Raw genomic sequence first — 25,607 nt, forward strand, 5'->3', positions numbered from 1 at the left:
CGCCGGGCCGGGCCCCGCTCGCCCGGCCCCGCAGACCCACGGCAGCACCACGCTCCACCGACCCACGTACGCCGGCATCAACAGGCGACGGGTGCGTGATCCGGACGATGTGCCCTAGGCCTGCGCGCCCGGCCTGCGGTCCGCCGGCAGCGCGCAGGCCGGTGAGCCGCCGGGGAGGCGGGTGCGGTTGGCGGCGATGAGCCGGTAGGCCCCGTGGGCGATCCACCGCACCGGCGGCAGGGTGAGCAGGCCGCCCAGCCACGCCCAGCCCCCGCCCGCGCTCAGCAGGAGCTTGGCGACGGCCTGCGCGCCCCCGTACACCGCTCCGAGCGGCGAGACCCACAGCACCTCGTGCTCGGCCCGCTCCTGGGTGGTGCCGAGCGCGTCCAGGTCGGCGAACTGCCACGGCGTGACGGTGCAGCGCGGCCGCACCCACCGGGTCAGGACGTTCACCGAGGTCGTGCAGAAGGCGCAGTCGCCGTCGTAGACGAGGACGGGTGCGGGTACGGGCACGGGGTGTGTGGGCATGAGCCCATCCTGCATCCCACGGCGCGCCGGATGCTGGACCGCAGGACGGCTCAGCTCACGTCTGGAGGTCGCCGCCCAGCAGCAACCCGATGTCTCCGGGCAGCCCCAGTGCGGTGTGCCCGAAGGTGACCGACGATCCGAACACCGGCTTGGACGCGCCGCCCGGGACCACCCACACCCCGCCCCGGTCGTTCTCCCACGCGGACCCGACCACGAGTTCCGGCCGCCCGTCGCGGTTCAGATCTCCGGCACTCACCGTCGAGCCGAACCAGTCCTCCGCCTCGACCGCGCCCGGCACACCCGCCGTGTCCTGCGAGAACGCGTACGAGCCCGCCCCCAGCGCCCCCGTTGCCCGCCCGGGCACCACGACGACGGTGCCCGCACGCGCCTTCGTCCCGATGGCCTCGCCCGGAACACCGACGATGATCTCGGCCTTCCCGTCCCGGTCCAGGTCGGCGACCGCCACGGAGGTCCCGAAGGCGTCGTACTCCTCACCGGCCCCCGGCACGCCCGCCGTGTCCTGGTGCACGGTCATCGGCGCCTTGTCGTACGCCACCCCGTTCGCCGACCCGAACCAGACGTGCACGGCCCCGCCGAGATGGCCGTAACGACCCTCGGAGGTCGGGTCGTCCGGATCCCCGACGACCACGTCCCCGTACCCGTCGCCGTTCACGTCCCCGACGGCCGAGGTGAGCCCGTCCCCGCCGGTCATCCGGCGGTCGAAGAAGCCGTTCTCCATCGCGGAGTTCACGAAGACGTTGCCGCCGCTCCGCCCGCCCATCCGCCCGGTGACCAGGACCCGGTCGGCCGCCTTGTCCCCGTTCAGATCGCCGTACGAGGCGGAGCGCATCCAGCCCGTCTCGTCGTGCAGGTACGACCACTTCGGCTTCCCGGCCCGCGTGAAGGGCCCGGTCAGGCGGGTGGTGGTGCTGTTGTTCACGATGAGGACCTGCGCCCCGTCCGGCCCGGACCAGGCGGCCACGTCCCGCCCCGCGAAGCCGTTCTTCTCGACCCGGGTCGGCAGCGCGGCCCCGGAGGCCAGGCCCTTCTTGCTGCCCCACAGGACCACGACCGAACCGGCCTCCTTGGTCGTCCCCACATCCTCGTACGGAGTCCCGACCACGACATCCGCGTATCCGTCCTTGTCCAGGTCCGCGATCGCGCTCGATCCCCCGAACGCGTCACCTTCCTCGGCCGCCCCCGGCACCCCCGGCGACTCCTGGGTGATCACAGCCCGCTTGGCGGCGGAGACCCCCTTGGCCGACCCGTAGAGCACGACGAGGGCCCCGGCCGCCCACCGCCCCTTTACGGTGGCCCGGGGCGCGGGCAGGACGACGTCCCGGTACCCGTCCCCGTTGATGTCCTGCGGTACGGGAAGCGGCGCGGCGACGGCGGTTCCGGCGGCGGACAGCGTGGCTGCGGCGACGGTCATGGCCGCGAGCGCGGCGAGCGTGGCGGTACGCGTACGAGTACGTCTGGTGATCATGTGGTGCCCCCCACCCCTGAGTTGAACGTGTCGGTGGGGGTATTCAGCCATGCCCGGTCACGGGTTCGCCGAGCGGGGTCAGTCCGCCCAGGTGACGAACGTGGACCAGGCGTCGGGGGCGACGGCGAAGGCGGGCCCGTCCTGGAACTTGGAGTCACGGATGTGGACGGCGTGGGGGCAGGCGGCGACCTCGACGCACTCGCCGCCGCTCTCACTGCTGTAGGAGGAGGTGCGCCAGTCGAAGGCGACCTCGATGCAGTCGCCGCCGCTGTCGCTGCTGTAGCTCGACTTGAACCATCGAAGCGTGCTGCTCATTCCTTCACTCCTGCCAACCGCATGATGAGGTCCAGCGATTCACGAGGACCCAGGGCCTGTGACCGGATCTTCGCATAGCGCTGCGCGTAGATGCTGACCTTTGCCGGGTCACTGATCAGCAGACTCTCGTCCTGCGGCTCCAGATAGACAAGGTGCTCATGCTCCGGGGTCTCCACCAGGTTCATCGCGCCACGAGCACCGGCGTACTCCCCATACTTCCCGGCGTCCAGCGGCAGCACCAGCAGCGTGACATTACGCCGCTGTGCACACTCCACAAGATGAAGGAGCTGCTCCCGCATAATCTCCTCGCTGCCAATCACGCGACGCAGCACGGCCTCGTCGATGATGATCTCGATCATCGGGAGCGGATCGCGGTCGAAGAGGGCTTTGCGCGCCATCCGCAGCTGAACCAGCTCCTCCACGCGCTCGTCGGAGAGGGGCGGGTGTCCGCCACCGATGAGCGCCCGCGCGTAGGCCTCCGTCTGGAAGAGCCCGTGGATGACGTTGGTGACGAACAACTGGAGGCTGATCGCGGCGTCCTCCAGCAGGGCGTAATCCTGGAACTGCTCGGGAAGCCGCTCCATCCGCATGTACCGCCGTGCGGTCTCGAAGACCTCGCTGCCCTCGCTCAGCACCCGCTTCAGCGCCACCAGCATCGCGTCACTGGCAGGCTGTGCGCACGTCTCCATCGCGCTGACGGCTGCCGCCGAGTAGCCGAGCTCGTCCCCCAGCCGGTCCTGCGACCAGTCCCGCTGGACGCGCAGCATGCGCGTCACTTTGGCCACCAGCTTCGCCGCCGGGCTGGCTGAATCCTTGTTCTCCGCACTTGCCATGAGGTGATCTCTTTTCGACTCAACCGAACTCAACCGGTCACTACGCGATGTGGCTGAAATCAACTGCCCAACAGCGAAGTTCGTGCAGGTCAACGGGTGTGCGACGCCCCTCGCCAGTCGTAGAGAACGCTAGGTGATCGGCGTCACAATCGCCCTGTGAATGCACTGAATGGTGAACGCAATGTCGGCTGGGTCCCGGACTCGGGATTCCAACTCCGCAAGGCGGGCGTGCAATTCGACGCGGTCCGCGTGGACGGCGAGGCGGGGCGGCGGCTGGCCGACCTGATGGAGGAGTTGGTCGGCGGCGAACCCGGCCCGGTGGTGACCGAGGCGAACGGCAGGTGCGGCGTCTACTTCTTCGTACCGCCGGGTTCGACGGCGTACCGGTGCTGGCCGCGCGAGGTAACGATCCTGAACGCGACGAGGAACCGGGTGAGTTACGTACCCGTCCCGGCGCTGGAGGGCCGGACGTGGCCGCTGTCGTGGCGGTACCCGCCGACGGCCCCGGACCGGTTCGTCCACACGCTGATCCTGGTCAGCGCGGTGGAGTCGCTGCTGTACTCCGGCCGAGATAGGTGACGGGCGCCGGATCGGGGACGGCGATCTCGTGGAAGCCGACGCGGTCGTAGAAGGCGCGGGCGGCGGTGTTGCTGGTGAGCATGGAGAGGTGGACGGCCGGCACGCCCTGGCGGTGGAGGGCGCCGAGGAAGGTCTCCATGAGCCGGCGCCCGTACCCGTACCGCTGGTGGCTGGGCAGCAGGTCGATGTGGAGGTGGGCCGGATAGGCGTCCAGCTCCGGCAGCACCATCCGCTCCGGGTCGTGCAGGAGGCCGGTCATCCTCTCGGCGGGGGTGCACGGGGAGTGCGGCTGTACGGGGGCGGGGTAGCGGTCCGCCAGGCCCGGGAGCCACTCGGCGCGGTAGCGGGCGACGAAGGACGCGGTGTCCGCCGTACCGACGATGTAGCCGACCGCTCGGCCGCCGTCCTCCACGACGAAGGCGAGGTCCGGTTCGAGGACGACGTAGGGCGCGGCGAAGATGTTCGGCAGGAGGTCGGGGTCCTCGTAGAGGTGGCGGGAGTCGCCGCCTTCGTGGCCGGTGCGTACGCAGATGTCGAAGAGGGCGTCGCGGTCGTCGGGGCGGTACGGGCGGAGGGTGGCGTGGGTGGTCATGGCGCCGATCCTTGGAGCTGGGGGAGCGCTCTCGCAACTGCGTTTCGGACGAGGGCGGTTGGGGGTGGCGCTGGCCCTCTGGGCGTGGCCGCCGCCGGGCTCGTAAGGTGCCTGAATGCCGAATCCACGACGGATGAGCCGCCGCGCCTGGGTGTTGACCTGGGCGGGACTCTGCGCGGCCGGCCTGACCGCGACCGCCTGGCTTGAGTCCGCCGCATCGCCACCGGAAGCGCGGCCCGAGAGACACATCAAGGCCGAGTGCCGCGACTACATCGCGGAGATCGAAGGCCGGATGCACGTAGCCAAGAGCAACAGCAAGGGAGAAGGTTCAATCCTGGTGTTCTCCCGTGACCGCACGGACTGCGCCGACGAACTCGACGACCTCCTCAGAGGCGACGCTCGGTGACCGGCCCGCCTGATGTGTGCGGCGCGGGCGCTAAAGGGCATGGGCGAGTGGTTGCCAGCGGGGGCCGTCGGGGTCGTCCCCGGTGAAGACGTGGTGCGTGCCGGGCGTGAGGTGCAGCCCGAAGTCGTACATGCCGGGTGCCCCGCGCTCCTCCCAGACGGTCCAGGCCCGGTCGGCTTCGTCGGCCAGGTTCCGTTCTCCGCCACGGCGTACGTGCACGGCGTCGGTGCCGGTCTGCTGGAGGACGGCCCAGGACGAGTGCCCGTCGCTGAGCCAGGCGGTCGCCTCCTTGTCATCGGCTCCGGCGGGTCGGGTGTCGATCTGCACGTCGGGCAACGGGACGCGCAGCGTGGAGAGCACGTCGGGGTGCCACAGCCCCCGTCGGCCATCGCGGCCGGCAGGCGGTGTTCCGACACGCCGGCTACTTCCGTCATGGCGTGGTGATCCGGGCGATCGCCTCGACCGTCAGCGCGCGGTCGTGCGGCTCGGTCTCCAGGGCGCGGTGGATGGAGAGCCCCTCGATGAGCGCGTCCAACTGGCGGGCGGTGGCGGGGTCGAAGTGCCATTCCAGGGCGCGTCGGCTGCGGCTCATCCAGGTGCGGGTGAGCTCGCGGTAGGCGGGCTTGCGGGCGGCGAGTGTGTAGAGCTCGTGGGTCAGGACCAGCTCGCGTTGGTTGCCGCCGGAGAGGTGGTGGACGAGATCGGCGACGGCCTCGCGCGCCTCGTCGGGAGTGCCGGCGGCGCCGAGACGCTGCTCGAAGACGGCGACGATCGTGCCGGAGAACCGCGTGAACGCCTCGTGGAGCAGCTCGTCCATGCTCGCGAAGTGGTACGTCATCGAGCCGAGCGGCACTCCGGCACGGGCGGCCACCTTGCGATGCGACATACCCGCGACACCCTCGTCAGCGATGAGATCGAGAGCCGCGTCGATGATGCGGTCCCGCCGCTCGGGATCGGTGCGCCCTGTCGCCACCTGGCGCCTCCTCGTTCGGCCTGGTCTTTTCCGGCCTCCCTTGGCCTCTCGCAGCATAGAGCGAGCGATGTCCGCGGCGAGCGGGCAGTTTCGCCGCTCGCCGCCGACCCCTCGCCTCGGGGTGGGGCGGAGGCTCGGTGGTGGCCGGTCAGGCGAAGGTGCGGCGGTAGGTCCGGGGGGTGACGCCGGTGGTTCTGCGGAAGCGGTCGCGGAAGGCGGTGGGGGAGCCGAAGCCGACCTGGGCGCCGACTCGTTCGACGGAGTGGTCCGTGGTCTCCAGCAGGTGCTGGGCCTGGCGGATGCGGGCACGGTGCAGCCACTGGAGCGGGGTCGTGCCGGTCTGCTCGCGGAAGCGGCGCATCAGCGTCCGCGTGCTCATCCCGGCGCGCGCCGCCATGTCGGCCAAGGTCAGCTCGGCGGCCAGGTTCTCCTGGAGCCAGGCCAGGAGCGGCTCCAAGGCGTGGCCCTGTGGGGCGGGAGCGTAGTCGTGGACGATGAACTGCGCCTGACCGCCCTCCCGTTCCAGCGGCATCACCGACAGCCGGGCCGCGTCGGCGGCGACGGCCGAGCCGTAGTCGCGGCGGATCAGGTGCAGGCACAGGTCCAGCCCGGCGGCGGCCCCGGCGGAGGTGAGGATCCGGCCGTTGTCGACGTACAGGACGTCCGGGTCCACCTCGATGTCCGGGTGGCTCGCGGCCAGCAGGTCGGCCGCCAGCCAGTGGGTGGTGGCACGGAGGCCGTCCAGGAGGCCGGTGGCGGCCAGCGGGAACGTGCCCGTGCAGATGGACGCGATGCGCGTGCCCGCCCCTGCGGCGGTCCTGAGTGCGTCGCGAACGGCCGCCGACAGCGGGGCGGTGGGCGTGGCGGTGCCGGGCACGATGATCGTGTCGGCGCCGGTGAGGCCGTCCAGCCCCCAGGGCGCCCGCAGCGTGAAGGCTCCCGCGTCGACCTCCGGCCGCTCGGCGCAGACACGGATCTGGTAGCCGGGCCGGCCGTCCGGCAGACGGGTGCGGGTGAAGACCTCGATCGGCGTGGACAGGTCGAAGGGGATCACCTGGTCCAGCGCGAGGACGGCGACGGTGTGCATGGCGGGAAGATACCGTGCCGGGCTGCTTCCATGGGCCGGGGGAGGCCGGTGGGAGGCCTGCATCAGGGCTGTGAGCAGTCAGAACAGTGATCTGACCGGTCTTGGCGATATTCCGTTGAAAGGTGGCACTCCTGCCACTGGGGAGTCGCCCGGTGGCCGCCTAGCGTCGGTGCCGTGCCCGGCCGCGACCGGGACCGCCGCCTCCGGAGGAACCCGCCATGCATGCCCAGATCGTCCTGTTCGACGGCTTCGACCCCCTCGACGTCATCGCTCCCTTCGAGGTCCTGTACGCCGGAGGCACCGCCTCCGGCGGCTCGGTGACCGTGGAACTGGTCTCCGCCGAGGGCCCCCGCGAGGTGGTCAGCGGCACCGGCGGCCTGACCCTGCGCGCCACGGCGACCCTCGACCCGGAGCGCGCGGACCTGGTGCTGGTGCCGGGGGCGTCGGGCCGGGTGAGCGAACCGGAGGAGGGCAGCGGGGCGGAGGAGGTCGGCGGTGCGGAGGAGGCTGGTGGGGCGGACGGGGTCGGCGGGGCGGAGGAGGGCCTCGCTGAGCCCGCACACCTCACCCAGCCCGCTCACCTCACCGACCCCGTCCGCCCCACCGACCCCGCTCACCTCACCGACCCCGCTCACCTCACCGACCCCGCACACTCCACCGACCAGCCCATCCCCGTCCTCCTCGGCCGCACCCTCACCACCGGCCTCCCCGCCCTCCTCCGGTCCGCCATGGAGAACCCCGCCGTGACGGTCGCGACGGTCTGCGGCGGCTCGCTGGTCCTGGCCCTGGCCGGGCTGCTGGAGGGGCGCCACGCCACCACCCACCACCTCGGCCTCGACCTGCTCGACGCCACCGGCGCCCACGCGGTCCGTGCCCGGGTCGTCGACGACGGCGACCTCGTCACCGGGGCCGGGGTCACCTCCGGGCTCGACCTCGGCCTCTACCTCCTGGAACGCGAGGCCGGTCCTCGTATCGCCCACGCCGTCGAGGAGCTGTTCGCCCACGAGCGGCGGGGCACGGTCTGGCGCGACCAGGGCCCGGTACCGGCCGCGCTCTGAACGTCCGAACCCGCCTCCCGTTCCCGTACCGAAGGAAGAAGAACCAGCATGAACAGCACCGGAACCGTCGCAGGAATCTGGGACCTCTCCATCGCCACGCCCATCGGCAAGATCTCCGCCGTCATCGAACTCCGTGACGAAGACGGCTCGTTGACCGGTACGGCCCGGGGTGCCGGCGAGGAGGTCCCGCTCGACGGCCTCCTCCTCACCGGCGGCGACCGGCTCACCTGGAAGCAGGCGGTCACCCGGCCGATGCGGCTGAACCTGGCCTTCGACGTCACCGTCACCGGCGACACCCTCGCGGGCACCTCCAAGGCCGGACGCCTCCCGGCCTCCCGGGTCAGCGGCCGAAGGCGTACCGACGGACCGGCGGAGGCGGCTTCCGAGCGCCGGTCGTGAGCGCCGGATAGCGAGGCGAGGTGGAGTGTGTACGAACGTACGCTTCAGGCGTACGATCGTACGCTCCACCTCCCTCCCTTCACCGAGGAACCGCTCCCATGAAGGTCACACCGACCGTCGACGCCCGCACCCGCCGCTGGCGCGCCGCGCTCTTCCTCTTCATGCTCGCCATCGGCGTGAGCATGGCGTCCTGGGTGGCCAGGACGCCCGGCGTACGGGACGCGCTGGACGTGTCCACCGGCGCGATGGGGCTCGTCCTCTTCGGGCTCTCGATCGGCTCGATGGCCGGTGTGCTGGTCTCCGGCGGGCTCGTGCGCAGGCACGGCGGGCGGCCGGTGATCGCGCTCGGCGCCGGGCTGATCGTGGCGGGGCTGCTGGGCGTCGCCGGGGGCGCGGCGCTGGAGGTGTCCGGCGGGGTCTTCGGCGGGCTGGCGCTGTTCGGGGCCGGGATGGGGCTCGCGGAGGTGGCGTTCAACATCGAGGGCGCGGCCGTGGAGCGGACCGTGGGCCGCCCGGTCCTGCCGGTGCTGCACGGCTGCTTCAGCCTCGGGACGGTGGTCGGCGCGCTGTTGGGGATGGGGCTGACGGCGGTGCGGTTCCCGGTCGGCTGGCACCTGGCGGCGGTGGCCGTCGCGGTGGCGTCGGCCGCGGTGTGGACCGTACGGGCGGTTCCGCCGGGCACGGGCCGGGAGGCGGCGGACTCCGGTGACGGGGAGCGGGCCGCGTCCGGTGGGTGGCGGGCGCAGGTGGAGGTCTGGCGGGACCGGCGGCTGGTGCTGATCGGGCTGATCGTGCTGGCCATGGCGTTCGCGGAGGGCTCCGCCAACGACTGGCTGCCGCTGCTGATGGTGGACGGCCACGGGACGAGCGCGACGGCCGGTTCGCTGACGTTCCTGCTGTTCGCCGTCGCGATGACGACGGGCCGGTTCACGGGCGGGCCGCTGCTGGTGCGGTACGGGCCTGCGGCCGTGGTGCGGGCGAGCGCGGTGGTGGCGGCGGCGGGGGTGGCGCTGGTGGTGTTCTCCTCCAGTGCGCTGCTCGCCGGGGCGGCGGTCGTGCTGTGGGGGCTCGGCGCCTCGTTGGGGTTCCCGGTCACGGTCTCGGCGGCGGGCGAGGGGGCGGGGGCGCGGGACGCTTCGGCGCGGGTCGCGGCGGTCTCGACGGCCGGGTACGCGGCGTTCCTGGTCGGCCCGCCCTCGCTCGGCTTCCTGGCCGACCATGTGGGGCTGCGGTCGGCGATGATCGTGGTGCTGGTGCTGCTGGCCGGCGCGGCGCTGATCACCGGGGCGCTGCCGAGGCCCGCGGCCTCCCCGATGGAGGAAGTGCCCGCGTCTCACTCCGACTTGGTGTAGATCAGGCTCTCGCCGGACGCGGTCGTCGTCCGGCGCAGGGTGCCGTCCGGGAGAAGGGTCAGCTCGGTGGCCTTGCCGGGGGAGCAGGAGGCGGCCGGGCGGCCCACGGAGACGGTGGAGGGGCCGATGCGGACGGGTTCGCCGTCGCCGGGCGGGGCGGCCAGGGGCGCGGTGAACTCGCAGTGGTACGTGGCGCCCAGCGCCAGGGGGCCTTCGGCGGTGAGGGAGAGGACCTGGTCGCCGACGTCGCCCTGGCGGATGGTCAGTTTCCGGGTGGACGCGCCCCGGTCGCCGGGGAGGGAGGCGGTCCAGGTGCCGAGGTAGTCGTCCGGGACGCCGTCGTCGTCGGTGCCCGCCGTGTCGCCGGAGGCGGAGGCGGAGGAGGACGGGCCGGGGGTGGGGGTGTCGCCGCCCTTGTTGTTCATGAACGCGTACACGGATCCGCCCGCGCCTATCGCCACGACGATCGCGACGGCGACGAGCGCGACCGTCGCCCCGGCGGACCGGCGCGCGGGGGTGGGGGTGGGAGCCGGGGCGGGCGTGAAGTAGGCCGGTGGGAGGGGGGTGTTGTACGTCGGGCCGTGGGTGGGGGCGGGGGCGAGGTGATGGCTCTGGGGGTGGGGGCGGCTGTACGGCTGGGGATGAGGCTGGTGGGTGTACGGGGGTGGCGTCGGGGTCGGCGGGGGAGTCGCCGCCTGCGTGGGTGGCGCGTGGACGGCTGCGGGGGGCGTGTGCGGGTGCTGCGGGTCCGCCGGTGCGCCCGGGTCCGCCCGCGCCTCCGGGACCGCCGGCGCCTCCGGGTCCTCCGCGTCGAGCAACCCCACAGCATGGCGGCCCAGTTGGGCGATGAGGGTGGCGGGGAGCCACGGCTCGTCCGCCTGCGCCTCGCCCAGCCGGGCCAGGATCTCGTCGGTGGCCGGGCGGGCGGCCGGGTCCTTGGCCAGGCAGTCCCGGACGATCCCGGACAGCTCCGCCGGGACGCCGGCCAGGTCCGGTTCCTCCTGGGCGATACGGAACATCAGGGCGTGCACCCCGCCGCTCTCGGCCGCGCCGAAGGGGAGCCGGCCGGTCGCCGCGTACGCGAGCACGGAGCCCAGGCAGAACACGTCGCACGCCGTCGTCACGCGCTCGCCGCGCACCTGCTCCGGGGCCATGAACCCGGGTGAGCCGATCATCGCGCCCGTGCGGGTCAGGTCGCCGTCGGCCAGGGACTCCAGGGCGCGGGCGATGCCGAAGTCGATGACCCGGGGGCCGTCGATGGTGAGCAGCACGTTGGAGGGCTTCAGGTCGCGGTGGATGAGCCCGGCGCGGTGGATGTGCTGGAGGGCGTGGGCGAGGCCGGAGCCGAGGAGCTGGACGGAGCGGGTCGGCAGGGGGCCGTACGCGCCCGCGTCGGTGAGGGGGGCGCCGGGGCGGCCGGAGACGATGCGGTGGAGGGAGGGGCCGGCGACGTAGCCGGTGGCGACCCAGGGGACCGGGGCCTCGGTGTCGGAGTCCAGGACCGGGGCGGTCCAGGCGCCGCCGACCTGGTGTGCGGCGCGGACTTCCTGGCGGAAACGGGCGCGGAACTCGGGCTGCTCGGCGAGTTCGCGGCGGACGAGCTTGAGGGCGACGGTGCGGCCTCTGTCGGAGCGGGCGAGGAAGACCTGGCCCATGCCGCCTTCTCCCAGGCGGGCGAGGAGGCGGTACGCGCCTATGCGGTGCGGGTCGTCGGGGCCGAGCTTGTCCATGTGCGGTTCCTCCCGTGCGGCCCGCACGAGGATAGCCCCGGCGGCTCGGGGCGCCGCCGCCCCGCCCCCGCCGTCTACGACACGCCTGCCGCGCCCCTGGTTCCGCCCGCGCCCGTTCAGCCCGTCCGGCGCGCACCTACGCCGCCCGTCCGGCGTGCGCCCCTAGCCCGTCCGGCGTTTGAGGACGGAACCGGGGAGCGGGGGTTCGGTGCGCGGGCTTGGGCGGTGCTCCGGGGGAGCGGGTATTCAGGTGCGCCCCCACCAGGGCGAGGGTTCCGTCCTCAAGCGGCGGACGGGCTTGAGTGGGCGCCCGGCGCGCTGGAGTGGCGGGCTCCCCACCCCGAGGGTTCCGTCCTCAAGCGCCGGACGGGCTGGAACCGGACGGGCTGGAAGGGGCGGCGTCCGTCGCCGACTCCATCGCCCCCGCCAACCGCTCCAGCACCCCCACCGCCTCCGCGAACCCCTCCGCCCCCAGCTCCGCCGCCAGCCGCGCGGCGAACTCCGCGTGGGACGGGGTGATCCGGGACACCGCCTCCCGGCCCGCAGCCGTCGGGCGGAGCAGCTTCGCCCGGCGGTGGGCCGGGTTCTCGACGTACTCCGCGAGCCCCCGCCCCACCAGCAGGTCCGCGATCCGCTGCACGCTCTGCCGGGTGATCCCCATCGCCCGCGCGATCCCCGCCACCGGCAACGGCTCCGGCAGCACCGCCCCCAGCACCTGCCACCACGCCGCCGTCAGCCCGGCCGGCTTGGCCAACTCCTCCGCCACGCCCAGGAACTGGCCGTTCAGCCGGAACACCGTCAGCGCCGCCCGGCTCAGCAACTCCTGCTGGGAAGGGTCCTCCTGCACGCGCTCACTCACCCTCCAGCACCTCGTACGCGCTCGGGTCCGAGTCGTGGAACAGCCGGTACCAGGCCCCGAGCTTCTCCTCCCCGTACACCCCGAGCAGTCCGAACACCTCCCGCGCCAGCGCCACCGGCTCCGTCGGCCCCGCCGTGACCAGCCCGCGGTCCGTCACCGCGTCGGCGTCCACGTACCGCGCGCCACCGCCGTACCCCGTCGCCGCCAGGTAGAACGAGACCGCGCTCGTGTGCGCCCGGTCGTCGAGGAGCCCCTCGCGGGCCAGCCCGGCCGTCGCCCCGCAGATCGCCGCGACCGGCACCTCCGCGTCGAGGAAGGAGCGCGCCGTACGGGCGAACGGGGCCAGGTCGTCGCCCGCGTCCCAGAGCCCGGCCCCGGGGAGGACGAGCAGCGCGCTGTCCTCGGGCCGCAGCTCGGCCAGCGCCAGATCGGGCTGGATGCGCAGCCCGCCCATCGTGGTGACGGACTCCCGCTCCGGCCCCACCGTCCGCACGGTGTAGCCGTTCTGCGCGAGGAACGCGGTCGTGTACCCGGTCTCCCAGTCGGCGAGCGTGTCGTACACGGCGAGATGAACCACAGCGCTGGTGCCGTTCATGGCAGCCTCCCGAAGTAGATGACAGAAGGCTGTCATAACGACAACATGCTGTCAATGGCACGCGGGCGGCTGCACCCGACGTCCCGGCACCCCACACCCCACACCCCACCACCCCACACCCCACCACCCCAACACCCCGACACCCTGCCGAACCCCGCGCCCCACGTCGTACAACATGGCCATGGAGACCGCACCCCACCAGCACCTACGCTCCCCGCATGACCCCTCATGCCCCTCATGCCCCGTACGCCGACCCCGCGGCCGGTGCGGCCGTGAAGGCCGCGGACCGCGCGCACGTGTTCCACTCCTGGTCCGCCCAGGGCCTCATCGACCCGCTCGCCGTCGCCGGCGCCGAGGGTTCCTACTTCTGGGACTACGACGGCAACCGCTACCTCGACTTCACCAGCGGACTCGTCTACACCAACATCGGCTACCAGCACCCCACCGTGATCGCCGCGATCCAGGAGCAGGCGGGCAAACTCGCCACCTTCGCGCCCGCGTTCGCCGTCGAGGCGCGCTCGGAGGCCGCACGCCTCATCGCCGAGCGCACCCCGGGCGACCTGGACAAGATCTTCTTCACCAACGGCGGGGCCGAGGCCGTCGAGAACGCCATCCGCATGGCCCGGCTGCACACCGGCCGTACGAAGGTGCTCTCCGCCTACCGCTCGTACCACGGCGCCACCTCCACCGCGATCAACCTCACCGGCGACCCGCGCCGCTGGCCCTCCGACAACGGCTCGGCCGGGGTCGTACGGTTCTGGGCGCCGTTCCTCTACCGCTCGCCGTTCTACGCGCAGACCGAGGCCGAGGAGTGCGCCCGCGCGCTCCAGCACCTGGAGGACACCCTCGCCTTCGAGGGGCCGTCCACCATCGCCGCGATCATCCTGGAGACCATCCCGGGCACGGCGGGCATCATGACCCCGCCGCCGGGCTATCTGGCGGGCGTGCGCGAGATCTGCGACCGGTACGGGATCGTCTTCGTGCTCGACGAGGTCATGGCCGGCTTCGGCCGCACCGGCGCCTGGTTCGCCGCCGACCACTTCGACGTGGTGCCGGACCTGCTGACCTTCGCCAAGGGCGTCAATTCCGGTTACGTACCGCTCGGCGGCGTCGCCATCAGCGCCGAGATCGCCGCCACCTTCGAGACCCGCCCCTACCCCGGCGGCCTCACCTACTCCGGCCACCCGCTCGCCTGCGCCGCCGCCGTCGCCACCATCGGGGTGATGGAGGACGAGAAGGTCGTCGAGAACGCCGCCCGGATCGGCGAGACGATTCTCGGACCCGGCCTGCGCGAGCTCGCCGAGCGCCACCCCTCGGTCGGCGAGGTGCGCGGCCTCGGTGCCTTCTGGGCGCTGGAGCTGGTCCGCGACCGCGAGACCCGCGAGCCGCTCGTCCCCTACAACGCCTCCGGCGAGGCCAACGCCCCGATGGCGGCCTTCGGGGCGGCGGCGAAGAAGCAGGGGCTCTGGCCGTTCATCAACATGAACCGGACCCACGCCGTCCCCGCCTGCAACGTCACCGAGGCCGAGGCCAAGGAGGGCCTCGCGGCGCTGGACATCGCCCTCGCGGCGGCCGACGAGCACACGGTGTAAGCGTCCGAGCACTCTCACGCACTCCATCACCGCCCGCCCTGCCCGAAATCGGGCACGGCGGGCGGCTGGCTTAAGGTGACCCGAGCCGAAAGACGGCTGAAACGCGGCTGAGCACGGCTGAACACGGCCGCCGACTACATACGGCCGACGACATACGGCCGTCGACCTACGGCTGACGAACGGGAAGGGCCGCCCATGGCGCCGAGCGGAGGCGTGACCCGCAGTACGCTGCGCCAGCAGATCGCCGACGCGCTGCGCGACGAAGTGCTGGCCGGGCGACTGCGTCCGGGCCGGGAGTTCACCGTCAAGCAGATCGCGGAGCAGTACGGCGTCTCCGCGACGCCCGTCCGCGAGGCGCTGTTCGACCTCTCCGCGCAGGGGCTGCTCTCCTCCGACCAGCACCGCGGCTTCCAGGTCCACGAGTTCACGATCGCGGACTACCGGGCGATGGTGGAGGCCCGCTCCCTCGTCGTCGAGGGCATCTTCCGCAGCCCCGCCGACCAGGTCGCCGTCCGGGCCGAGGCGCTCGCCCCGATCCGGCGCCGGGCCGCGGAGGCCGTCCGCGCGGCGAAGGGCGGCGACCTCGACGTACTCATCGGGTACGACCTCCGCTTCTGGCGGGAGCTCGGGGCCTTCGTGCTCAACCCGTACATCACCGCCTTCCTCGCCAAACTCCGCGTCCAGGCCTGGGTGTTCGCCGTCCACCGGCTGCGCGGCGAGCGCGCGGACGAGCGGGTGCTGTGGTTCGGGCACGAGGAGCTGGTCGAGGCCATCGCGGGCGGCGACCGCGCCGAGGTGCTGGCGGTGATGCAGACGTACTACGCCCACGCGCTGGCCTGGGCGGACCACTTGGAGGCCCGGGAGGCGCGGGACGACCGGGAAGCCCGGGAGGCGCAGGGGACCCGTGAGACCCGAGAGGCGCGGGAGACCTGTGAGACCCGGGGGGTGCGGGAGACCCGGGAGCGCCCGGAAGAGTAGGGCCCTCCGCGGTGCCGGGGCACTGTGCGCCGGGTTCACCTCGCATTACGCTGGTCCGACGATCGCCGAACCCGATGGAGAGCGAGACTTCGTGGCCTGTGACCTGTGGCTCGTCCCCCTCGTCGATGTGCTGTGCCACAGCCCCGACAATCCGTTCGCCGAAGAGATCGCCGTCTACGACCGGGCGCTGAACGACGCGGGGCTGCCGCCCGTCCCCGTCTTCGCCTACATGCCGGGGCTCAACGGGGACGTGGCCCCGGTCGCCGGCTTCGACTACGACGCCCTGCACTTCCTGCGCCGCGCCTACCTGCTCCAGTTGAGCGGTCTGGCCGTCACCCCGGTCGAGGGCCTCGGCGGCGACTACGAGCAGTTGCTGGAGATGTTCGAGCCGACCGCCCAGCAGTCGCACCTGGTCTGGCACTACGACCACGCCGGGGCGTACGTCCCGCTCGACTTCCCGCACCCGCTCTCCAACGACGCGCTGCTGGAGGGCGGCGGACCGCTCGGCTCCGCGCACGGCCTGCTGCGGGAGCTGGAGTACGTGGCCCCGGCCATCGGCATCGACCCGGCCAACCCCCCGGCCGCCCCGCAGCCGCCGCCGGGCCCCACGGCCCTGGAGGAACCGGCGAGCCCGGTTCCGTACGACGACAGTCCGTTCGCCCGGGAGCGCCACGTCTGGCTGGGGCTGCACGCGGCGGCCACTCGGTCGCTGGCGCAGGGCTCGATGATCATCTTCAGCTGACGGCCGTCTCTTCGGCTGAGCCACCCGCCCGCCGGGCTAGCGCGGCGCCTCCGGAGGCCGCTGCCTGGGCATGTTCGGCCGGGCGGCGACGGACGGCATGGAGAACCGTCCCGGCAGCCCGCCGGGCTCGGCCCGGCCGCCCGCGGTCCCGGAGACCAGCGCCTGCGTCCCCATGGGCGCGGGCCCCGCCCGGAACTCCACCATCCAGTCCGCCGTCTCCGACCGCACGAGCTCCGTGACGTCCTCGGAGAACCGCCGCAGCACCCCCAGGCACCGCTCCGCCGCCTCACTGGCCGTCCCCTCGGACGGGCCGAGCGTCTCCCGTACGCACTCCGACGCCCAGTCGAACTGGAGCACCTGGAGCCGCCGCTGCACGGCCTGCGCGGTGGCGAGGTTCCTTATCCAGCCGGAGGTGAGACCGAAATACCGGTCGCAGCCCATGCAGGCGGCGCCCAGCAGCAGCGAGAGGTACCCCCACCCGGCGGACCCGCTCAGCGTCCCGGTCAGGTCGAGCAGCGGCAGCGCGGCCCCCGCGACGACCCCGAAGGCGGTGCCCAGCCGCAGGGCCCGGGCGCCCCGGCGCTTCCACACGCGGTCGGTGAGATACCACTCCGCCGTTTCGAGGGCGCCGGACTCGACCCAGCGGTAGAGCTCGTCGAGCCGCTCGGCGGGCTCGCCCCAGTCCCCGAGGGGGAAGGGCCGCCCGGTCAGATCGCGCCCGCCGGCCCCGGATCCGCCTGTCCCGGAGCCGCCGGCCTCGGAGCCGCCTGTCCCGGAGCCACCCGCCCCCGAGCCGCCGCCTCCGGCCCCGCCGGCCCGGGAGCCGCCGCTCCCGGCCCCGCCGCCCCCCGATCCGTCCCGCGCGCCGGCGTCACCGGCTCCAAGGCCTCCGCCACCGCTGCGGCCTCCGCCGCCGCCCACCCCGCGGCCGCCGCCGCTCCCTGCGGCTCCACCGGTTCCGTCGGCTCCCCCGGCTCGGGCGCCAGAAGCGGAATATTCCACTCCGATCTCACCGGAACCCGCATCGGACTCCTTGCGGGGCGGCCCCTCGGGCTGCATCTCCGGCTGACTCACCGGGGCACTCCTCTGCACTCTTCTGCACTCTGACGGACGGAACGGACGCCCAGGGCTTCCTCGCGGGCAACGCGAGCGACGCGGGCAACAACGGGCAGCGCTGGTAACTCTGCGTCACCACACATGCGCGCAGGCGTACCGATGTGCATGCCCTTCCTACCGCCGAATGGTGGGCTGCGGAGTCGAAATCGCGGGATTCCCGCCTGCGCAGGGCCGCTGGTCAGGTATAGGAGCCTTCACGACGGTTGACGAATCTCACCCGAAAGAGTTGCTCCCCGGCGGGTGAAGCGCGGTGACCGGGGAGCACGTAGGCTCGGCTTACCGAAACATTTGTCGTCGAAATGCCAGGAGTGACCGTGATTCCCGGTGGTGGCCAGCCCGATATGCAGCAGTTGCTCCAGCAGGCCCAGAAGATGCAGCAGGACCTCGCCGCGGCCCAGGAGGAGCTGGCGAGGGCCGAGGTCGACGGACAGGCGGGCGGAGGCCTCGTGAGGGCCACCGTCACCGGCTCCGGCGAGCTGCGGGCCCTGGTGATCGACCCGAAGGCCGTGGACCCGGAGGACACCGAGACGCTCGCCGACCTCGTGGTGGCGGCCGTCCAGGCGGCCAACGAGAACGCGCAGACGCTCCAGCAGCAGAAGCTCGGCCCGCTGGCGCAGGGCCTGGGCGGCGGCGGCTCGATCCCGGGCCTGCCGTTCTGAGCCTGCCCGTCCGATCAGGCCCGTCCGATCAGGCCCGGAGGCCTACTGGTACCGACCCGTACCCACTACGGTACGGAGCAGGAAGCGAAGAAAGGCGTTCCGTTGTACGAAGGCGTTGTTCAGGACCTCATCGACGAACTGGGCAGGCTGCCCGGCGTCGGTCCCAAGAGCGCGCAGCGGATCGCCTTCCACGTCCTGCAGGCCGAGCCCACCGACGTACGCCGTCTCGCCCATGCCCTCCTGGAGGTCAAGGACAAGGTCCGGTTCTGCGCCGTGTGCGGCAATGTCGCCCAGCAGGAGGAGTGTGGGATCTGCCGCGATCCGCGCCGCGACCGGAGTGTCATCTGCGTGGTCGAGGAGCCCAAGGACGTCGTGGCGATCGAGCGGACGCGTGAGTTCCGCGGCCGCTACCACGTCCTGGGCGGGGCGATCAGCCCCATCGAGGGCGTCGGCCCGGACGACCTGCGCATCCGTGAGCTGCTCGCCCGGCTCGCGGACGGTTCCATCACGGAGCTGATCCTGGCGACCGATCCCAACCTGGAGGGCGAGGCCACCGCGACGTATCTGGCGCGGATGGTCAAGCCGATGGGCCTCAGGGTGACCCGGCTGGCCAGTGGCCTGCCGGTCGGCGGCGACCTGGAGTACGCCGACGAGGTCACGCTGGGCCGCGCGTTCGAGGGGAGGCGGCTGCTGGATGTCTGAGACCGAGGCCGCCGCCCGCCCCCGGCCCTTCCCCGCACCGCCGTCCGTTTCACCGTCTGTGACCGTGCCCACGGGAGGTCCCCTCGATGTCTGACGCCACGCTGAACTCCGTCACGCAGGACCCGGGCGACTTCGCCGTCCAGATCGCGGACCAGATCAAGACGTTCATCGTCGCGGTCACCGAGGTCTCCAAGGTCGACGAGCCGGAAGAGGCCGTTCCGGTCCTGCTCCTCCAGGTCTCGCAGCTCCTCCTCGCGGGCGGCCGCCTCGGCGCGTACGAGGACGTCCTGCCCGACGAGCGGTACGAGCCGGACCTCGGCGCCGAGCCGGACGCGGACGGCCTGCGCGAGCGGTTCGCGGCCCTGCTGGAGCCGATCGACGTCTACTCCGAGGTCTTCGACCCGTACGAGCCCCGCAAGGCCCCGGTGCCGCACCGCATCTCCGACGACCTCGCCGACCTGGTCACCGACCTCGGCCACGGACTCGCGCACTACGAGGCGGACCGCACGGCCGAGGCGCTGTGGTGGTGGCAGTTCTCGTACTTCTCCAACTGGGGCTCCACCGCCTCCGCCGCCCTGCGCGCCCTCCAGTCCCTGGTCGCCCACATCCGCCTCGGCCAGCCCCTGGAGGAGCTGGACGGGCTGGACACCGACCAGGACCCGGGCGAGGACGACCTCGCCGAGGAGGCGGGGCGCGTGATGCTCCAGGAGATCGCGGGGCCGCTGGGGCTGCGGCCGGTGAAGTAGCCGGGGCGTCCTGCGGGGACATGCTCTCGGCGTACCCGCCCCGCAGGAGGACGTGGACGCCATCGTCGCGTTCGTCGCCGGCGTGCAGGACGCCCAGCGGAACGCGCGGCCCGACGCGTTCCTCAGCGACTTCCGCGAGGACGCCATCTGGCCCACGGCCCACGGCCCACGGCCCACGGCCCACGGCCCACGGCCCACGGCCCACGGGAAGAGGCTGACCGGCCTGCCCGAGTCGGTTCCTGGCACCCCGACCTACGTCCTGGCGAAGGACGACGGGGTCTGGCGCATCGCGGCCGCGCAGAACACCTCGGTCATCGACGCGGAGACGCTTACGGCGGGTTGAGGACATCCCCGCCCCGCCCCGCCCGCTCACGGGAGGCGATATTCGAGAGCGGGCTGTCGGAGGCCGCTGTTAGCCTCGCCCGGCCGACGATCTTCGGAGGCAGGGGCAGGGGAGGGGTACGCGCATGGTGAGACGTACGGGAGCTGGACGGGCGAGACGGGCGGCCGCGGTCGCGGTGATCGCTGCCGGGACGATGCTGGCGGCGCCGGGCACCGTACTGGCGGCGCCCGGAGCGCTCCCGCCGAAGCAGCCGCTGACCGCCGACCTGGGGACGGGCGGCAAGCCGTGCGCCTCCGGCGCCGAGCGGCCCTATGTGGGGTCCGTGCCGCGGCTGACCGCACGGCTGTACGGGCCCGGCGGCGGACAGCCGGGCCAAGCGAACGGCGTACGCGGTGAGTTCGAGGCCTGGTGGCAGGGCGAGGGCGGCGCCGAGGAGCGCGTGACCACGACCACCACCACGATGTCCGACACCGCCCCCTTCACCTGGCAGCTGCCGGACGAGATCCCCGACGGGGCCGTCGTCTCCTGGCGGGTGCGCGCCGTCAACGACGCCGGGGCATCGGCCTGGAGCAGCGAAGGGGCGGGAGCGCCCTGTGAGTTCGTGTACGACCGCACCCTGCCCGACGCCCCGGTCGTCACCTCCTCCGACTATCCGGACGACAACACCTGGACGCCCGGCGTCGGGGTCCGGGGGACCTTCCACGTCACGGCGCGGGCCGAAGACGTCGTCGCCTTCAGCTACTCCTTCATCGGCGGCCCGTTGAAGACGGTCCAGGCCGGCCCCGACGGGTCCGCCGAGATCCGTTTCCTGCCGGAGAACAGCGGCCCGCAGACCCTCTCCGTCCAGGCACAGGACCGCGCCGGCAACCGCGGCCCGCGCACCAGCTACACCTTCCGGATCGCGGAAGGCCCCGCCCCGGTGGCGCAGTGGAAGCTCGCCGACCCGGCGGGCTCCCGCTCGGCCGCCGCGGAGACCGGTGCGGCCGCCCGAGCCGGTGCGGGCGTCACCCTCGGCGCGCCCGCGCCCTCCGGCACCCCGCTCACCTCCACCGCCTCGCTCGACGGATCGGGACACGGCTTCCTGACCCCGGACGCCCCGGTCGTCACCGACACCGCGAAGACCTTCGCCGTCGGCGGCTGGGTGCGGCCGGGACGCGTGGACGGCACCCGTACGGTCCTCTCGCAGGACGCGGGCACGGCGCGCGCCTTCACCCTGGGCCTGACCCAGGCCGCGGGTGGCCCGACGTGGTCGTTCTCCGTCGGCGGGGCGCGGGTCACGGGCGGTCTGCCCGAGACCGGCGTGTGGGCGTACGTGCTGGGCCAGTACGACGCGGAGACCGGTACGGCACGGCTGTACGTCAACGGCCGCGCGGCCGGCGAGGAGGTGGCCGCCGTCCCCGTGGCGGGCGCGGGCGCCTTCCAGATCGGCCGGGCGCGGGGCGCGCAGGGGTACCGGGACCGCTGGCAGGGCGAGATCGGTGACGTACGCGCGTACGACCGGATCGTCGTGGCCTCCGAGGTGAAGGGCCTCGCCACCCGTGCCGCGCGGCGGCTCGGCCACTGGGCCCTCGACACCGCGCCGGACGGCCTCGCACCGGAGGAGCGCGGCGGCGCACCGCTGAGGCTGGGACCGGGTGCCTCGCTCTACCGCATCGACGACGACCCGTGCGACTGGCTGGACCCGGACTGCGTCCAGGACTCCCCGCTGGAGATGGACGGCGACGGCCACCTCCGCCTGGACGGAGTCTCCGGCCACGCCGCCACGGACGCACCCGTGATCGACACCTCGGGAAGCTTCACCGTCAGCGTCCGGGTCCGGCTCACCGACGACGAGCCGACGAAGCCGATGACCGCGATCTCCCAGGGCGGCGAGCACGGTGACGCCTTCAAGGTGCGCTACGACCCGGAGAACTCCAGCTGGGACCTGGTGATGTCGCACGCCGACGAGCCGGGTGCGCCGGAGACCGTGCTGAGGCGGATCGAGGCGCCGGACGGCAACCAGGGGATCGGACACCGGCTGACCGTCGTGTACGACGCCTCCGTCAAGGAGGTGTCCTTCTACGTGGACGGGGTGAGGTTCGCTGAAGGCGGTACTGCCGACTTCGCCGCCGCCTGGAAGAGCACGGGCGGGCTCCAGCTCGGCCGGGGCCGCACCGCCGACGGGTGGGGCGAGTATCTGCACGGTGCGGTGGACAGCGTGTTCGCGTACGAGGGTGTGCTGTCCGAGGGGGACATCCGCCAGTTGCCGTGGCTTGCCGCCGGCCGCTGAGCACCGGACGCTGACCGTCGACCACTGCTGAAAGCCGCCGCCGCCCGGACCTCATGCCCGGGCGGCGGCGGCGTTGCCGCACAGTGGGACGTATGACGACACCCGCAGGGACTCCCTCAGAGCCGACTCCCTCAGCGCCGGCCCCCGCCGAGCCGACCCCCGCCGAGCTGCTCCGTTCCTTCGCCCGCACCCGCGCCTCGCTGGACGGCGAGGAGGTCACGTACTGGTGGTCGGGAGACGTGTACTCCTGGGCGCCCGACGAGCCCTATCAGCGCGTGTTCGGCTTCGAGGGGCTCAACGTGGCCCGCCTGGTCCAGGACGACGAGGCCGGTCCGGACGCCTACCGGCTGCTCACCCGGGAGGCCGCGTTCTACCTGGACCCCGCCACCCGCGAGATCCTGGAGAGCTGGGAGGACCGGCCGGTGGTGCACGTCTGGAACGACCCGGCCAACCAGAAGTGGCGCCCCTTCCCCGTCCCGGTGACCGAGCTCGGCGGGCGGGTCTGCTTCAGCCTGGAGATCCCGCTCGCCTACCCGTCGCCGTTGCCGGTGGCCGAGTACCCGGACCACTCGGCCGGTGACACCTACAAGGCGCTGGAGCTCTTCCAGTTCTTCGCCGACCGCGCCGACCTGGCCGGTCCGGCGCCGAGCGTGCCGGCCACCATGTCGTGGTCGCGGATGTCGCCGTGGCTGCCGTGGATGGCCCAGGGGCAGCGGCCGGGCGGCCTCACCTTCCACTGCCGGGGCCGCAAGCTGGGCTCGTACGGCGACGTCCCGGCGCGGACGCGCGCGTACATCGCGGACCGTCACCCGGAGTTCGCCCACGCCCCGGCGGAGTGGAGCGAGCCGAACGAGACGAGCTGGACGTACTTCCGCAAGCTCCACCCGGTGCGATGACGCGGTGCGGTGACCTAATGCCGTGACCCGGTGCGGTGACCCGGTGCCGTGACCCGGTGCGGTGACCCGGTGCGGTGTCCCGGTGCCGTGAGCAGTCAAGCCACGTACCCCGACCGGCGCCGCCGACTCGCGCATTCCGCCCCGAAGGTGTGGGCTGGGACACAAAAGGGAGTGCGCTCCTCCGGTGCTGGGCAGCAGCCCCGTACGAGCGGTTCGGGTCGACACGCCGTACCGGGTTGTGGGCGGGACATCTCACCATCTGGTAGGGGCGGGTCGATTCCGGGCTGCTCGTTAAACTGAGCCGACCGCAGTAATGACTGAGCGAGGAGCGCACGTGGGCCTTGTCGTGCAGAAGTACGGAGGCTCCTCCGTAGCCGATGCCGAGGGCATCAAGCGGGTCGCCAAACGAGTCGTCGACGCCAAGAGGAACGGCAACCAGGTGGTTGTCGTGGTGTCCGCGATGGGCGACACGACGGACGAGTTGATAGATCTCGCCGAGCAGGTCTCACCGATCCCTGCCGGCCGTGAGTTCGACATGCTGCTGACCGCCGGTGAGCGGATCTCCATGGCCCTGCTGGCGATGGCGATCAAGAACCTGGGCCACGAGGCCCAGTCGTTCACGGGCAGCCAGGCCGGTGTCATCACCGACTCGGTCCACAACAAAGCGCGCATCATCGACGTCACGCCGGGCCGCATCCGGACCTCGATCGACGAGGGCAACATCGCCATCGTCGCCGGGTTCCAGGGTGTGAGCCAGGAGGGCAAGAACATCACCACCCTCGGCCGCGGCGGGTCGGACACGACCGCCGTCGCGCTGGCCGCCGCGCTGGACGCCGAGGTCTGTGAGATCTACACGGACGTCGACGGCGTCTTCACCGCGGACCCCCGGGTCGTGAAGAAGGCGAAGAAGATCGACTGGATCTCCTTCGAGGACATGCTGGAGCTGGCCGCGTCCGGCTCCAAGGTGCTGCTGCACCGCTGCGTCGAGTACGCACGCCGTTACAACATCCCGATCCACGTCCGCTCGTCCTTCTCCGGACTGCGCGGCACCTGGGTCAGCAACGAGCCGCAAGGGGACCAGAAGGTGGAGCACGCGATCATCTCCGGAGTCGCCCACGACGTCTCGGAGGCCAAGGTCACCGTCGTCGGCGTCCCGGACAAGCCGGGCGAGGCGGCCGCGATCTTCCGCGCCATCGCCAACGCCGAGGTCAACATCGACATGGTGGTGCAGAACGTCTCCGCCGCGTCGACCGGCCTGACGGACATCTCCTTCACCCTCCCCAAGGCCGAGGGCCGCAAGGCCATCGACGCCCTGGAGCGGGCCAAGGGCTCCATCGGCTTCGAGTCGCTGCGCTACGACGACCAGATCGCCAAGATCTCCCTGGTCGGCGCCGGCATGAAGACCAACCCGGGTGTCACCGCCGGCTTCTTCGAGGCGCTCTCCGACGCGGGCGTGAACATCGAGCTCATCTCGACCTCCGAGATCCGCATCTCGGTGGTCACGCGTGCCGACGACGTCAACGAGGCCGTGCGCGCCGTGCACACCGCCTTCGGTCTCGACAGCGACTCCGACGAGGCCGTCGTCTACGGAGGCACCGGCCGATGACCGTACGCCGCCCTTCGCTCGCGGTCGTCGGTGCGACCGGGGCGATCGGCGGCGTCATGCTCCGGATCCTCTCGCAGCACGCGGACGTCTGGGGCGAGGTCAGACTCGTCGCCTCACCGCGCTCGGCCGGCCGCAAGCTGGTCGTGCGCGGTGAGGAGAGCGAGGTCCTCGCGCTGAGCGAGGACGTGTTCGACGGCATCGACGTGGCCCTCTTCCTGGTGCCGGACGACGTGTCCGCCCGCTGGGCCCCGATCGCCGTCGCCAAGGGCGCCGTCGTCATCGACGACTCGGCGGCCTTCCGCCTGGAGGACGACGTTCCGCTGGTCGTCCCGGAGATCAACCCGCACGCCACCCGGCTCAGACCGCGGGGCATCGTCGCGTCCCCGAACTGCACCACGCTGTCGCTGATCGTCGCGGTCGGCGCGCTGCACGCGGAATTCGGGCTGCGCGAACTGATCGTCTCCTCCTACCAGGCGGTCAGCGGCGCGGGCCGCGACGGCGTCACGGCCCTGCGCGAACAGTTGTCGCTGGTGGCCGGTACGGAGCTGGGCACCCACCCCGGAGACGTACGCCGGGCCCTGGGCGACCACGCCGGTACGGCGGACAGCCCCTTCGCCGCCCCCGTCGCCCTGAACGTCGTGCCCTGGGCCGGTACGGACGCCGGGGACGGCTGGTCCTCCGAGGAGCTGGCCCTGCGCGAGGAGTGCCGCAAGGTGCTCGGCCTGCCGGACCTGAAGACCACCGCGACCTGCGTGTACGTCCCCGTCGTCGCGACGCACTCCATGTCCGTCCACGCGCGCTTCGAGAACGAGGTCGCCGTCGACCGGGCCCACGAGATCCTGGCGACCGCCCCCGGTGTCGTGCTCTTCGACAGCCCGGCGTCCGGAGATTTCCCCACCCCGTCCGACGTCGTGGGCACCGACCCCACCTGGGTCGGCCGGGTACGGCGCTCGATGGATGATCCCCGCGCCCTGGAAATGTTCGTTTGCGGCGATAATCTCCGTAAAGGTGCGGCTTTGAACGTGGCGCAGATCGCGGAATCGGTGGCCGCCGAAATTACCTCTGCCTGAACAGATCCCGATCGTGTGCGGATTGGTCGAACCTGTTTTGTAGGATCTGTGAACGCCCTATGAGCAATTACCTGGTCTGAACCCCTTGAGCTGGGG

Annotated in this window: 28 protein-coding genes; 16 read left to right on the forward strand and 12 right to left on the reverse strand. The window is 72.4% G+C overall.

The annotated features are described in order from the left end of the window. Positions 1-114 precede the first annotated feature (114 nt). The 4 genes from ACFWRT_RS25275 to ACFWRT_RS25290 all read right to left on the reverse strand — a co-directional run bounded on the left by ACFWRT_RS25275 (position 115) and on the right by ACFWRT_RS25290 (position 3,162). Positions 115-528, reverse strand: coding sequence for a thiol-disulfide oxidoreductase DCC family protein (locus ACFWRT_RS25275; protein ID WP_380952026.1), 414 nt, complete (start codon positions 526-528; stop codon positions 115-117). A gap of 55 nt (positions 529-583) precedes the next feature. Then, positions 584-2,014 (reverse strand): FG-GAP-like repeat-containing protein, encoded by a 1,431-nt coding sequence (locus tag ACFWRT_RS25280; protein WP_380952027.1) that lies wholly within the window; start codon positions 2,012-2,014, stop codon positions 584-586. 78 nt (positions 2,015-2,092) lie between these two features. Further along, entirely contained in the window at positions 2,093-2,329 is a 237-nt protein-coding gene (locus ACFWRT_RS25285) for a DUF397 domain-containing protein (RefSeq protein WP_380952028.1), read from the reverse strand. Then, on the reverse strand, positions 2,326-3,162 hold the full coding sequence (locus tag ACFWRT_RS25290) for a DUF5753 domain-containing protein (RefSeq protein WP_380952029.1): 837 nt from the start codon (positions 3,160-3,162) through the stop codon (positions 2,326-2,328). Before ACFWRT_RS25290 ends, ACFWRT_RS25285 begins: the two co-directional genes overlap by 4 nt. Before the next feature lie 156 nt (positions 3,163-3,318). Between ACFWRT_RS25290 and ACFWRT_RS25295 the strand changes: the two genes are divergently transcribed. After that, positions 3,319-3,741, forward strand: a complete 423-nt coding sequence (locus ACFWRT_RS25295; protein WP_380952030.1) for a hypothetical protein — start codon at positions 3,319-3,321, stop codon at positions 3,739-3,741. On the opposite strand, the gene ACFWRT_RS25300 is transcribed toward ACFWRT_RS25295, so the two are convergent. Beyond that, entirely contained in the window at positions 3,698-4,333 is a 636-nt protein-coding gene (locus ACFWRT_RS25300) for a GNAT family N-acetyltransferase (protein WP_380952031.1), read from the reverse strand. The genes ACFWRT_RS25295 and ACFWRT_RS25300 overlap by 44 nt on opposite strands. Positions 4,334-4,466: 133 nt before the next feature. On the opposite strand from ACFWRT_RS25300, the gene ACFWRT_RS25305 reads away from it, so the two are divergent. Continuing rightward, positions 4,467-4,739, forward strand: coding sequence for a hypothetical protein (locus tag ACFWRT_RS25305; RefSeq protein ID WP_380952032.1), 273 nt, complete (start codon positions 4,467-4,469; stop codon positions 4,737-4,739). Between the two features lie 30 nt (positions 4,740-4,769). On the opposite strand, the gene ACFWRT_RS25310 is transcribed toward ACFWRT_RS25305, so the two are convergent. The 3 genes from ACFWRT_RS25310 to ACFWRT_RS25320 form a co-directional block, all read right to left on the reverse strand. Further along, positions 4,770-5,099, reverse strand: coding sequence for a hypothetical protein (locus tag ACFWRT_RS25310; protein WP_381121355.1), 330 nt, complete (start codon positions 5,097-5,099; stop codon positions 4,770-4,772). Positions 5,100-5,169: 70 nt separating this feature from the next. Beyond that, positions 5,170-5,712, reverse strand: a complete 543-nt coding sequence (locus ACFWRT_RS25315) for a TetR/AcrR family transcriptional regulator (RefSeq protein WP_380952034.1) — start codon at positions 5,710-5,712, stop codon at positions 5,170-5,172. A gap of 148 nt (positions 5,713-5,860) precedes the next feature. Beyond that, positions 5,861-6,799, reverse strand: a complete 939-nt coding sequence (locus tag ACFWRT_RS25320) for a GlxA family transcriptional regulator (RefSeq protein WP_380952035.1) — start codon at positions 6,797-6,799, stop codon at positions 5,861-5,863. A gap of 218 nt (positions 6,800-7,017) precedes the next feature. Between ACFWRT_RS25320 and ACFWRT_RS25325 the strand changes: the two genes are divergently transcribed. The 3 genes from ACFWRT_RS25325 to ACFWRT_RS25335 all read left to right on the forward strand — a co-directional run bounded on the left by ACFWRT_RS25325 (position 7,018) and on the right by ACFWRT_RS25335 (position 9,608). Further along, positions 7,018-7,857 (forward strand): DJ-1/PfpI family protein, encoded by an 840-nt coding sequence (locus tag ACFWRT_RS25325; protein ID WP_380952036.1) that lies wholly within the window; start codon positions 7,018-7,020, stop codon positions 7,855-7,857. Positions 7,858-7,905: 48 nt separating this feature from the next. Next, positions 7,906-8,256 carry a hypothetical protein gene (locus ACFWRT_RS25330; RefSeq protein WP_380952037.1) on the forward strand — a complete coding sequence of 117 codons (351 nt, stop codon included), beginning with the start codon at positions 7,906-7,908 and terminating at the stop codon, positions 8,254-8,256. A 98-nt stretch (positions 8,257-8,354) separates the two neighbouring features. Continuing rightward, on the forward strand, positions 8,355-9,608 hold the full coding sequence (locus ACFWRT_RS25335; RefSeq protein ID WP_380952038.1) for an MFS transporter: 1,254 nt from the start codon (positions 8,355-8,357) through the stop codon (positions 9,606-9,608). Here the strand turns inward: ACFWRT_RS25335 and ACFWRT_RS25340 are convergent. The 3 genes from ACFWRT_RS25340 to ACFWRT_RS25350 form a co-directional block, all read right to left on the reverse strand. Beyond that, entirely contained in the window at positions 9,590-11,338 is a 1,749-nt protein-coding gene (locus ACFWRT_RS25340; protein WP_380952039.1) for a serine/threonine-protein kinase, read from the reverse strand. The genes ACFWRT_RS25335 and ACFWRT_RS25340 overlap by 19 nt on opposite strands. Positions 11,339-11,693: 355 nt before the next feature. Further along, entirely contained in the window at positions 11,694-12,197 is a 504-nt protein-coding gene (locus ACFWRT_RS25345; protein ID WP_380952040.1) for a MarR family winged helix-turn-helix transcriptional regulator, read from the reverse strand. Next, positions 12,190-12,792, reverse strand: coding sequence for a DJ-1/PfpI family protein (locus ACFWRT_RS25350; RefSeq protein WP_380952041.1), 603 nt, complete (start codon positions 12,790-12,792; stop codon positions 12,190-12,192). Before ACFWRT_RS25350 ends, ACFWRT_RS25345 begins: the two co-directional genes overlap by 8 nt. Positions 12,793-13,010: 218 nt before the next feature. Between ACFWRT_RS25350 and ACFWRT_RS25355 the strand changes: the two genes are divergently transcribed. The 3 genes from ACFWRT_RS25355 to ACFWRT_RS25365 all read left to right on the forward strand — a co-directional run bounded on the left by ACFWRT_RS25355 (position 13,011) and on the right by ACFWRT_RS25365 (position 16,104). Beyond that, positions 13,011-14,384: an aspartate aminotransferase family protein gene (locus ACFWRT_RS25355; protein ID WP_380952042.1), complete on the forward strand. Its 1,374-nt coding sequence runs from the start codon at positions 13,011-13,013 to the stop codon at positions 14,382-14,384. A 195-nt stretch (positions 14,385-14,579) separates the two neighbouring features. Next, positions 14,580-15,362, forward strand: a complete 783-nt coding sequence (locus tag ACFWRT_RS25360) for a GntR family transcriptional regulator (protein WP_380952043.1) — start codon at positions 14,580-14,582, stop codon at positions 15,360-15,362. Between the two features lie 91 nt (positions 15,363-15,453). Further along, positions 15,454-16,104, forward strand: a complete 651-nt coding sequence (locus tag ACFWRT_RS25365; RefSeq protein ID WP_380952044.1) for a hypothetical protein — start codon at positions 15,454-15,456, stop codon at positions 16,102-16,104. Between the two features lie 36 nt (positions 16,105-16,140). Here ACFWRT_RS25365 and ACFWRT_RS25370 read toward each other — a convergent pair whose 3' ends face one another. Continuing rightward, positions 16,141-17,178, reverse strand: coding sequence for an SLATT domain-containing protein (locus ACFWRT_RS25370; protein ID WP_380952045.1), 1,038 nt, complete (start codon positions 17,176-17,178; stop codon positions 16,141-16,143). 356 nt (positions 17,179-17,534) lie between these two features. Here ACFWRT_RS25370 and ACFWRT_RS25375 point away from each other — a divergent pair, with 356 nt between their 5' ends. From ACFWRT_RS25375 to ACFWRT_RS25410, 8 genes are all read left to right on the forward strand, one after another. Beyond that, positions 17,535-17,879, forward strand: a complete 345-nt coding sequence (locus tag ACFWRT_RS25375; RefSeq protein WP_380952046.1) for a YbaB/EbfC family nucleoid-associated protein — start codon at positions 17,535-17,537, stop codon at positions 17,877-17,879. A gap of 102 nt (positions 17,880-17,981) precedes the next feature. Beyond that, entirely contained in the window at positions 17,982-18,581 is a 600-nt protein-coding gene (gene recR / locus ACFWRT_RS25380) for a recombination mediator RecR (RefSeq protein WP_109164890.1), read from the forward strand. A gap of 86 nt (positions 18,582-18,667) precedes the next feature. Then, positions 18,668-19,327, forward strand: a complete 660-nt coding sequence (locus tag ACFWRT_RS25385; protein ID WP_380952047.1) for a DUF5063 domain-containing protein — start codon at positions 18,668-18,670, stop codon at positions 19,325-19,327. A 52-nt stretch (positions 19,328-19,379) separates the two neighbouring features. Next, entirely contained in the window at positions 19,380-19,670 is a 291-nt protein-coding gene (locus tag ACFWRT_RS25390) for a hypothetical protein (RefSeq protein WP_380952048.1), read from the forward strand. A 124-nt stretch (positions 19,671-19,794) separates the two neighbouring features. Continuing rightward, entirely contained in the window at positions 19,795-21,939 is a 2,145-nt protein-coding gene (locus ACFWRT_RS25395) for a LamG domain-containing protein (RefSeq protein ID WP_380952049.1), read from the forward strand. Between the two features lie 92 nt (positions 21,940-22,031). Then, positions 22,032-22,835, forward strand: a complete 804-nt coding sequence (locus tag ACFWRT_RS25400; protein ID WP_380952051.1) for a DUF1838 family protein — start codon at positions 22,032-22,034, stop codon at positions 22,833-22,835. Positions 22,836-23,169: 334 nt separating this feature from the next. Then, entirely contained in the window at positions 23,170-24,441 is a 1,272-nt protein-coding gene (locus ACFWRT_RS25405; protein ID WP_018514188.1) for an aspartate kinase, read from the forward strand. Continuing rightward, entirely contained in the window at positions 24,438-25,511 is a 1,074-nt protein-coding gene (locus ACFWRT_RS25410) for an aspartate-semialdehyde dehydrogenase (RefSeq protein ID WP_380952052.1), read from the forward strand. Before ACFWRT_RS25405 ends, ACFWRT_RS25410 begins: the two co-directional genes overlap by 4 nt. Positions 25,512-25,607: the final 96 nt, after the last annotated feature.

Origin of the sequence: Streptomyces cyaneofuscatus (genome assembly GCF_042718795.1) — a bacterium.
Classification (GTDB): domain Bacteria; phylum Actinomycetota; class Actinomycetes; order Streptomycetales; family Streptomycetaceae; genus Streptomyces; species Streptomyces cyaneofuscatus_A.

Bases quoted from the DNA above. Each gene is read 5' to 3' on its own strand.
- ACFWRT_RS25320 (WP_380952035.1), bottom strand. From the start codon at position 6,799: ATGCACACCGTCGCCGTCCTCGCGCTGGACCAGGTGATCCCCTTCGAC.
- ACFWRT_RS25285 (WP_380952028.1), bottom strand. From the start codon at position 2,329: ATGAGCAGCACGCTTCGATGGTTCAAGTCGAGCTACAGCAGCGACAGC.
- ACFWRT_RS25325 (WP_380952036.1), top strand. From the start codon at position 7,018: ATGCATGCCCAGATCGTCCTGTTCGACGGCTTCGACCCCCTCGACGTC.
- ACFWRT_RS25280 (WP_380952027.1), bottom strand. From the start codon at position 2,014: ATGATCACCAGACGTACTCGTACGCGTACCGCCACGCTCGCCGCGCTC.
- ACFWRT_RS25360 (WP_380952043.1), top strand. From the start codon at position 14,580: ATGGCGCCGAGCGGAGGCGTGACCCGCAGTACGCTGCGCCAGCAGATC.
- ACFWRT_RS25395 (WP_380952049.1), top strand. From the start codon at position 19,795: ATGGTGAGACGTACGGGAGCTGGACGGGCGAGACGGGCGGCCGCGGTC.
- ACFWRT_RS25400 (WP_380952051.1), top strand. From the start codon at position 22,032: ATGACGACACCCGCAGGGACTCCCTCAGAGCCGACTCCCTCAGCGCCG.
- ACFWRT_RS25355 (WP_380952042.1), top strand. From the start codon at position 13,011: ATGACCCCTCATGCCCCTCATGCCCCGTACGCCGACCCCGCGGCCGGT.
- ACFWRT_RS25335 (WP_380952038.1), top strand. From the start codon at position 8,355: ATGAAGGTCACACCGACCGTCGACGCCCGCACCCGCCGCTGGCGCGCC.
- ACFWRT_RS25350 (WP_380952041.1), bottom strand. From the start codon at position 12,792: ATGAACGGCACCAGCGCTGTGGTTCATCTCGCCGTGTACGACACGCTC.
- ACFWRT_RS25290 (WP_380952029.1), bottom strand. From the start codon at position 3,162: ATGGCAAGTGCGGAGAACAAGGATTCAGCCAGCCCGGCGGCGAAGCTG.
- ACFWRT_RS25275 (WP_380952026.1), bottom strand. From the start codon at position 528: ATGCCCACACACCCCGTGCCCGTACCCGCACCCGTCCTCGTCTACGAC.
- ACFWRT_RS25300 (WP_380952031.1), bottom strand. From the start codon at position 4,333: ATGACCACCCACGCCACCCTCCGCCCGTACCGCCCCGACGACCGCGAC.
- ACFWRT_RS25305 (WP_380952032.1), top strand. From the start codon at position 4,467: ATGAGCCGCCGCGCCTGGGTGTTGACCTGGGCGGGACTCTGCGCGGCC.
- ACFWRT_RS25385 (WP_380952047.1), top strand. From the start codon at position 18,668: ATGTCTGACGCCACGCTGAACTCCGTCACGCAGGACCCGGGCGACTTC.
- ACFWRT_RS25330 (WP_380952037.1), top strand. From the start codon at position 7,906: ATGAACAGCACCGGAACCGTCGCAGGAATCTGGGACCTCTCCATCGCC.
- ACFWRT_RS25410 (WP_380952052.1), top strand. From the start codon at position 24,438: ATGACCGTACGCCGCCCTTCGCTCGCGGTCGTCGGTGCGACCGGGGCG.
- ACFWRT_RS25340 (WP_380952039.1), bottom strand. From the start codon at position 11,338: ATGGACAAGCTCGGCCCCGACGACCCGCACCGCATAGGCGCGTACCGC.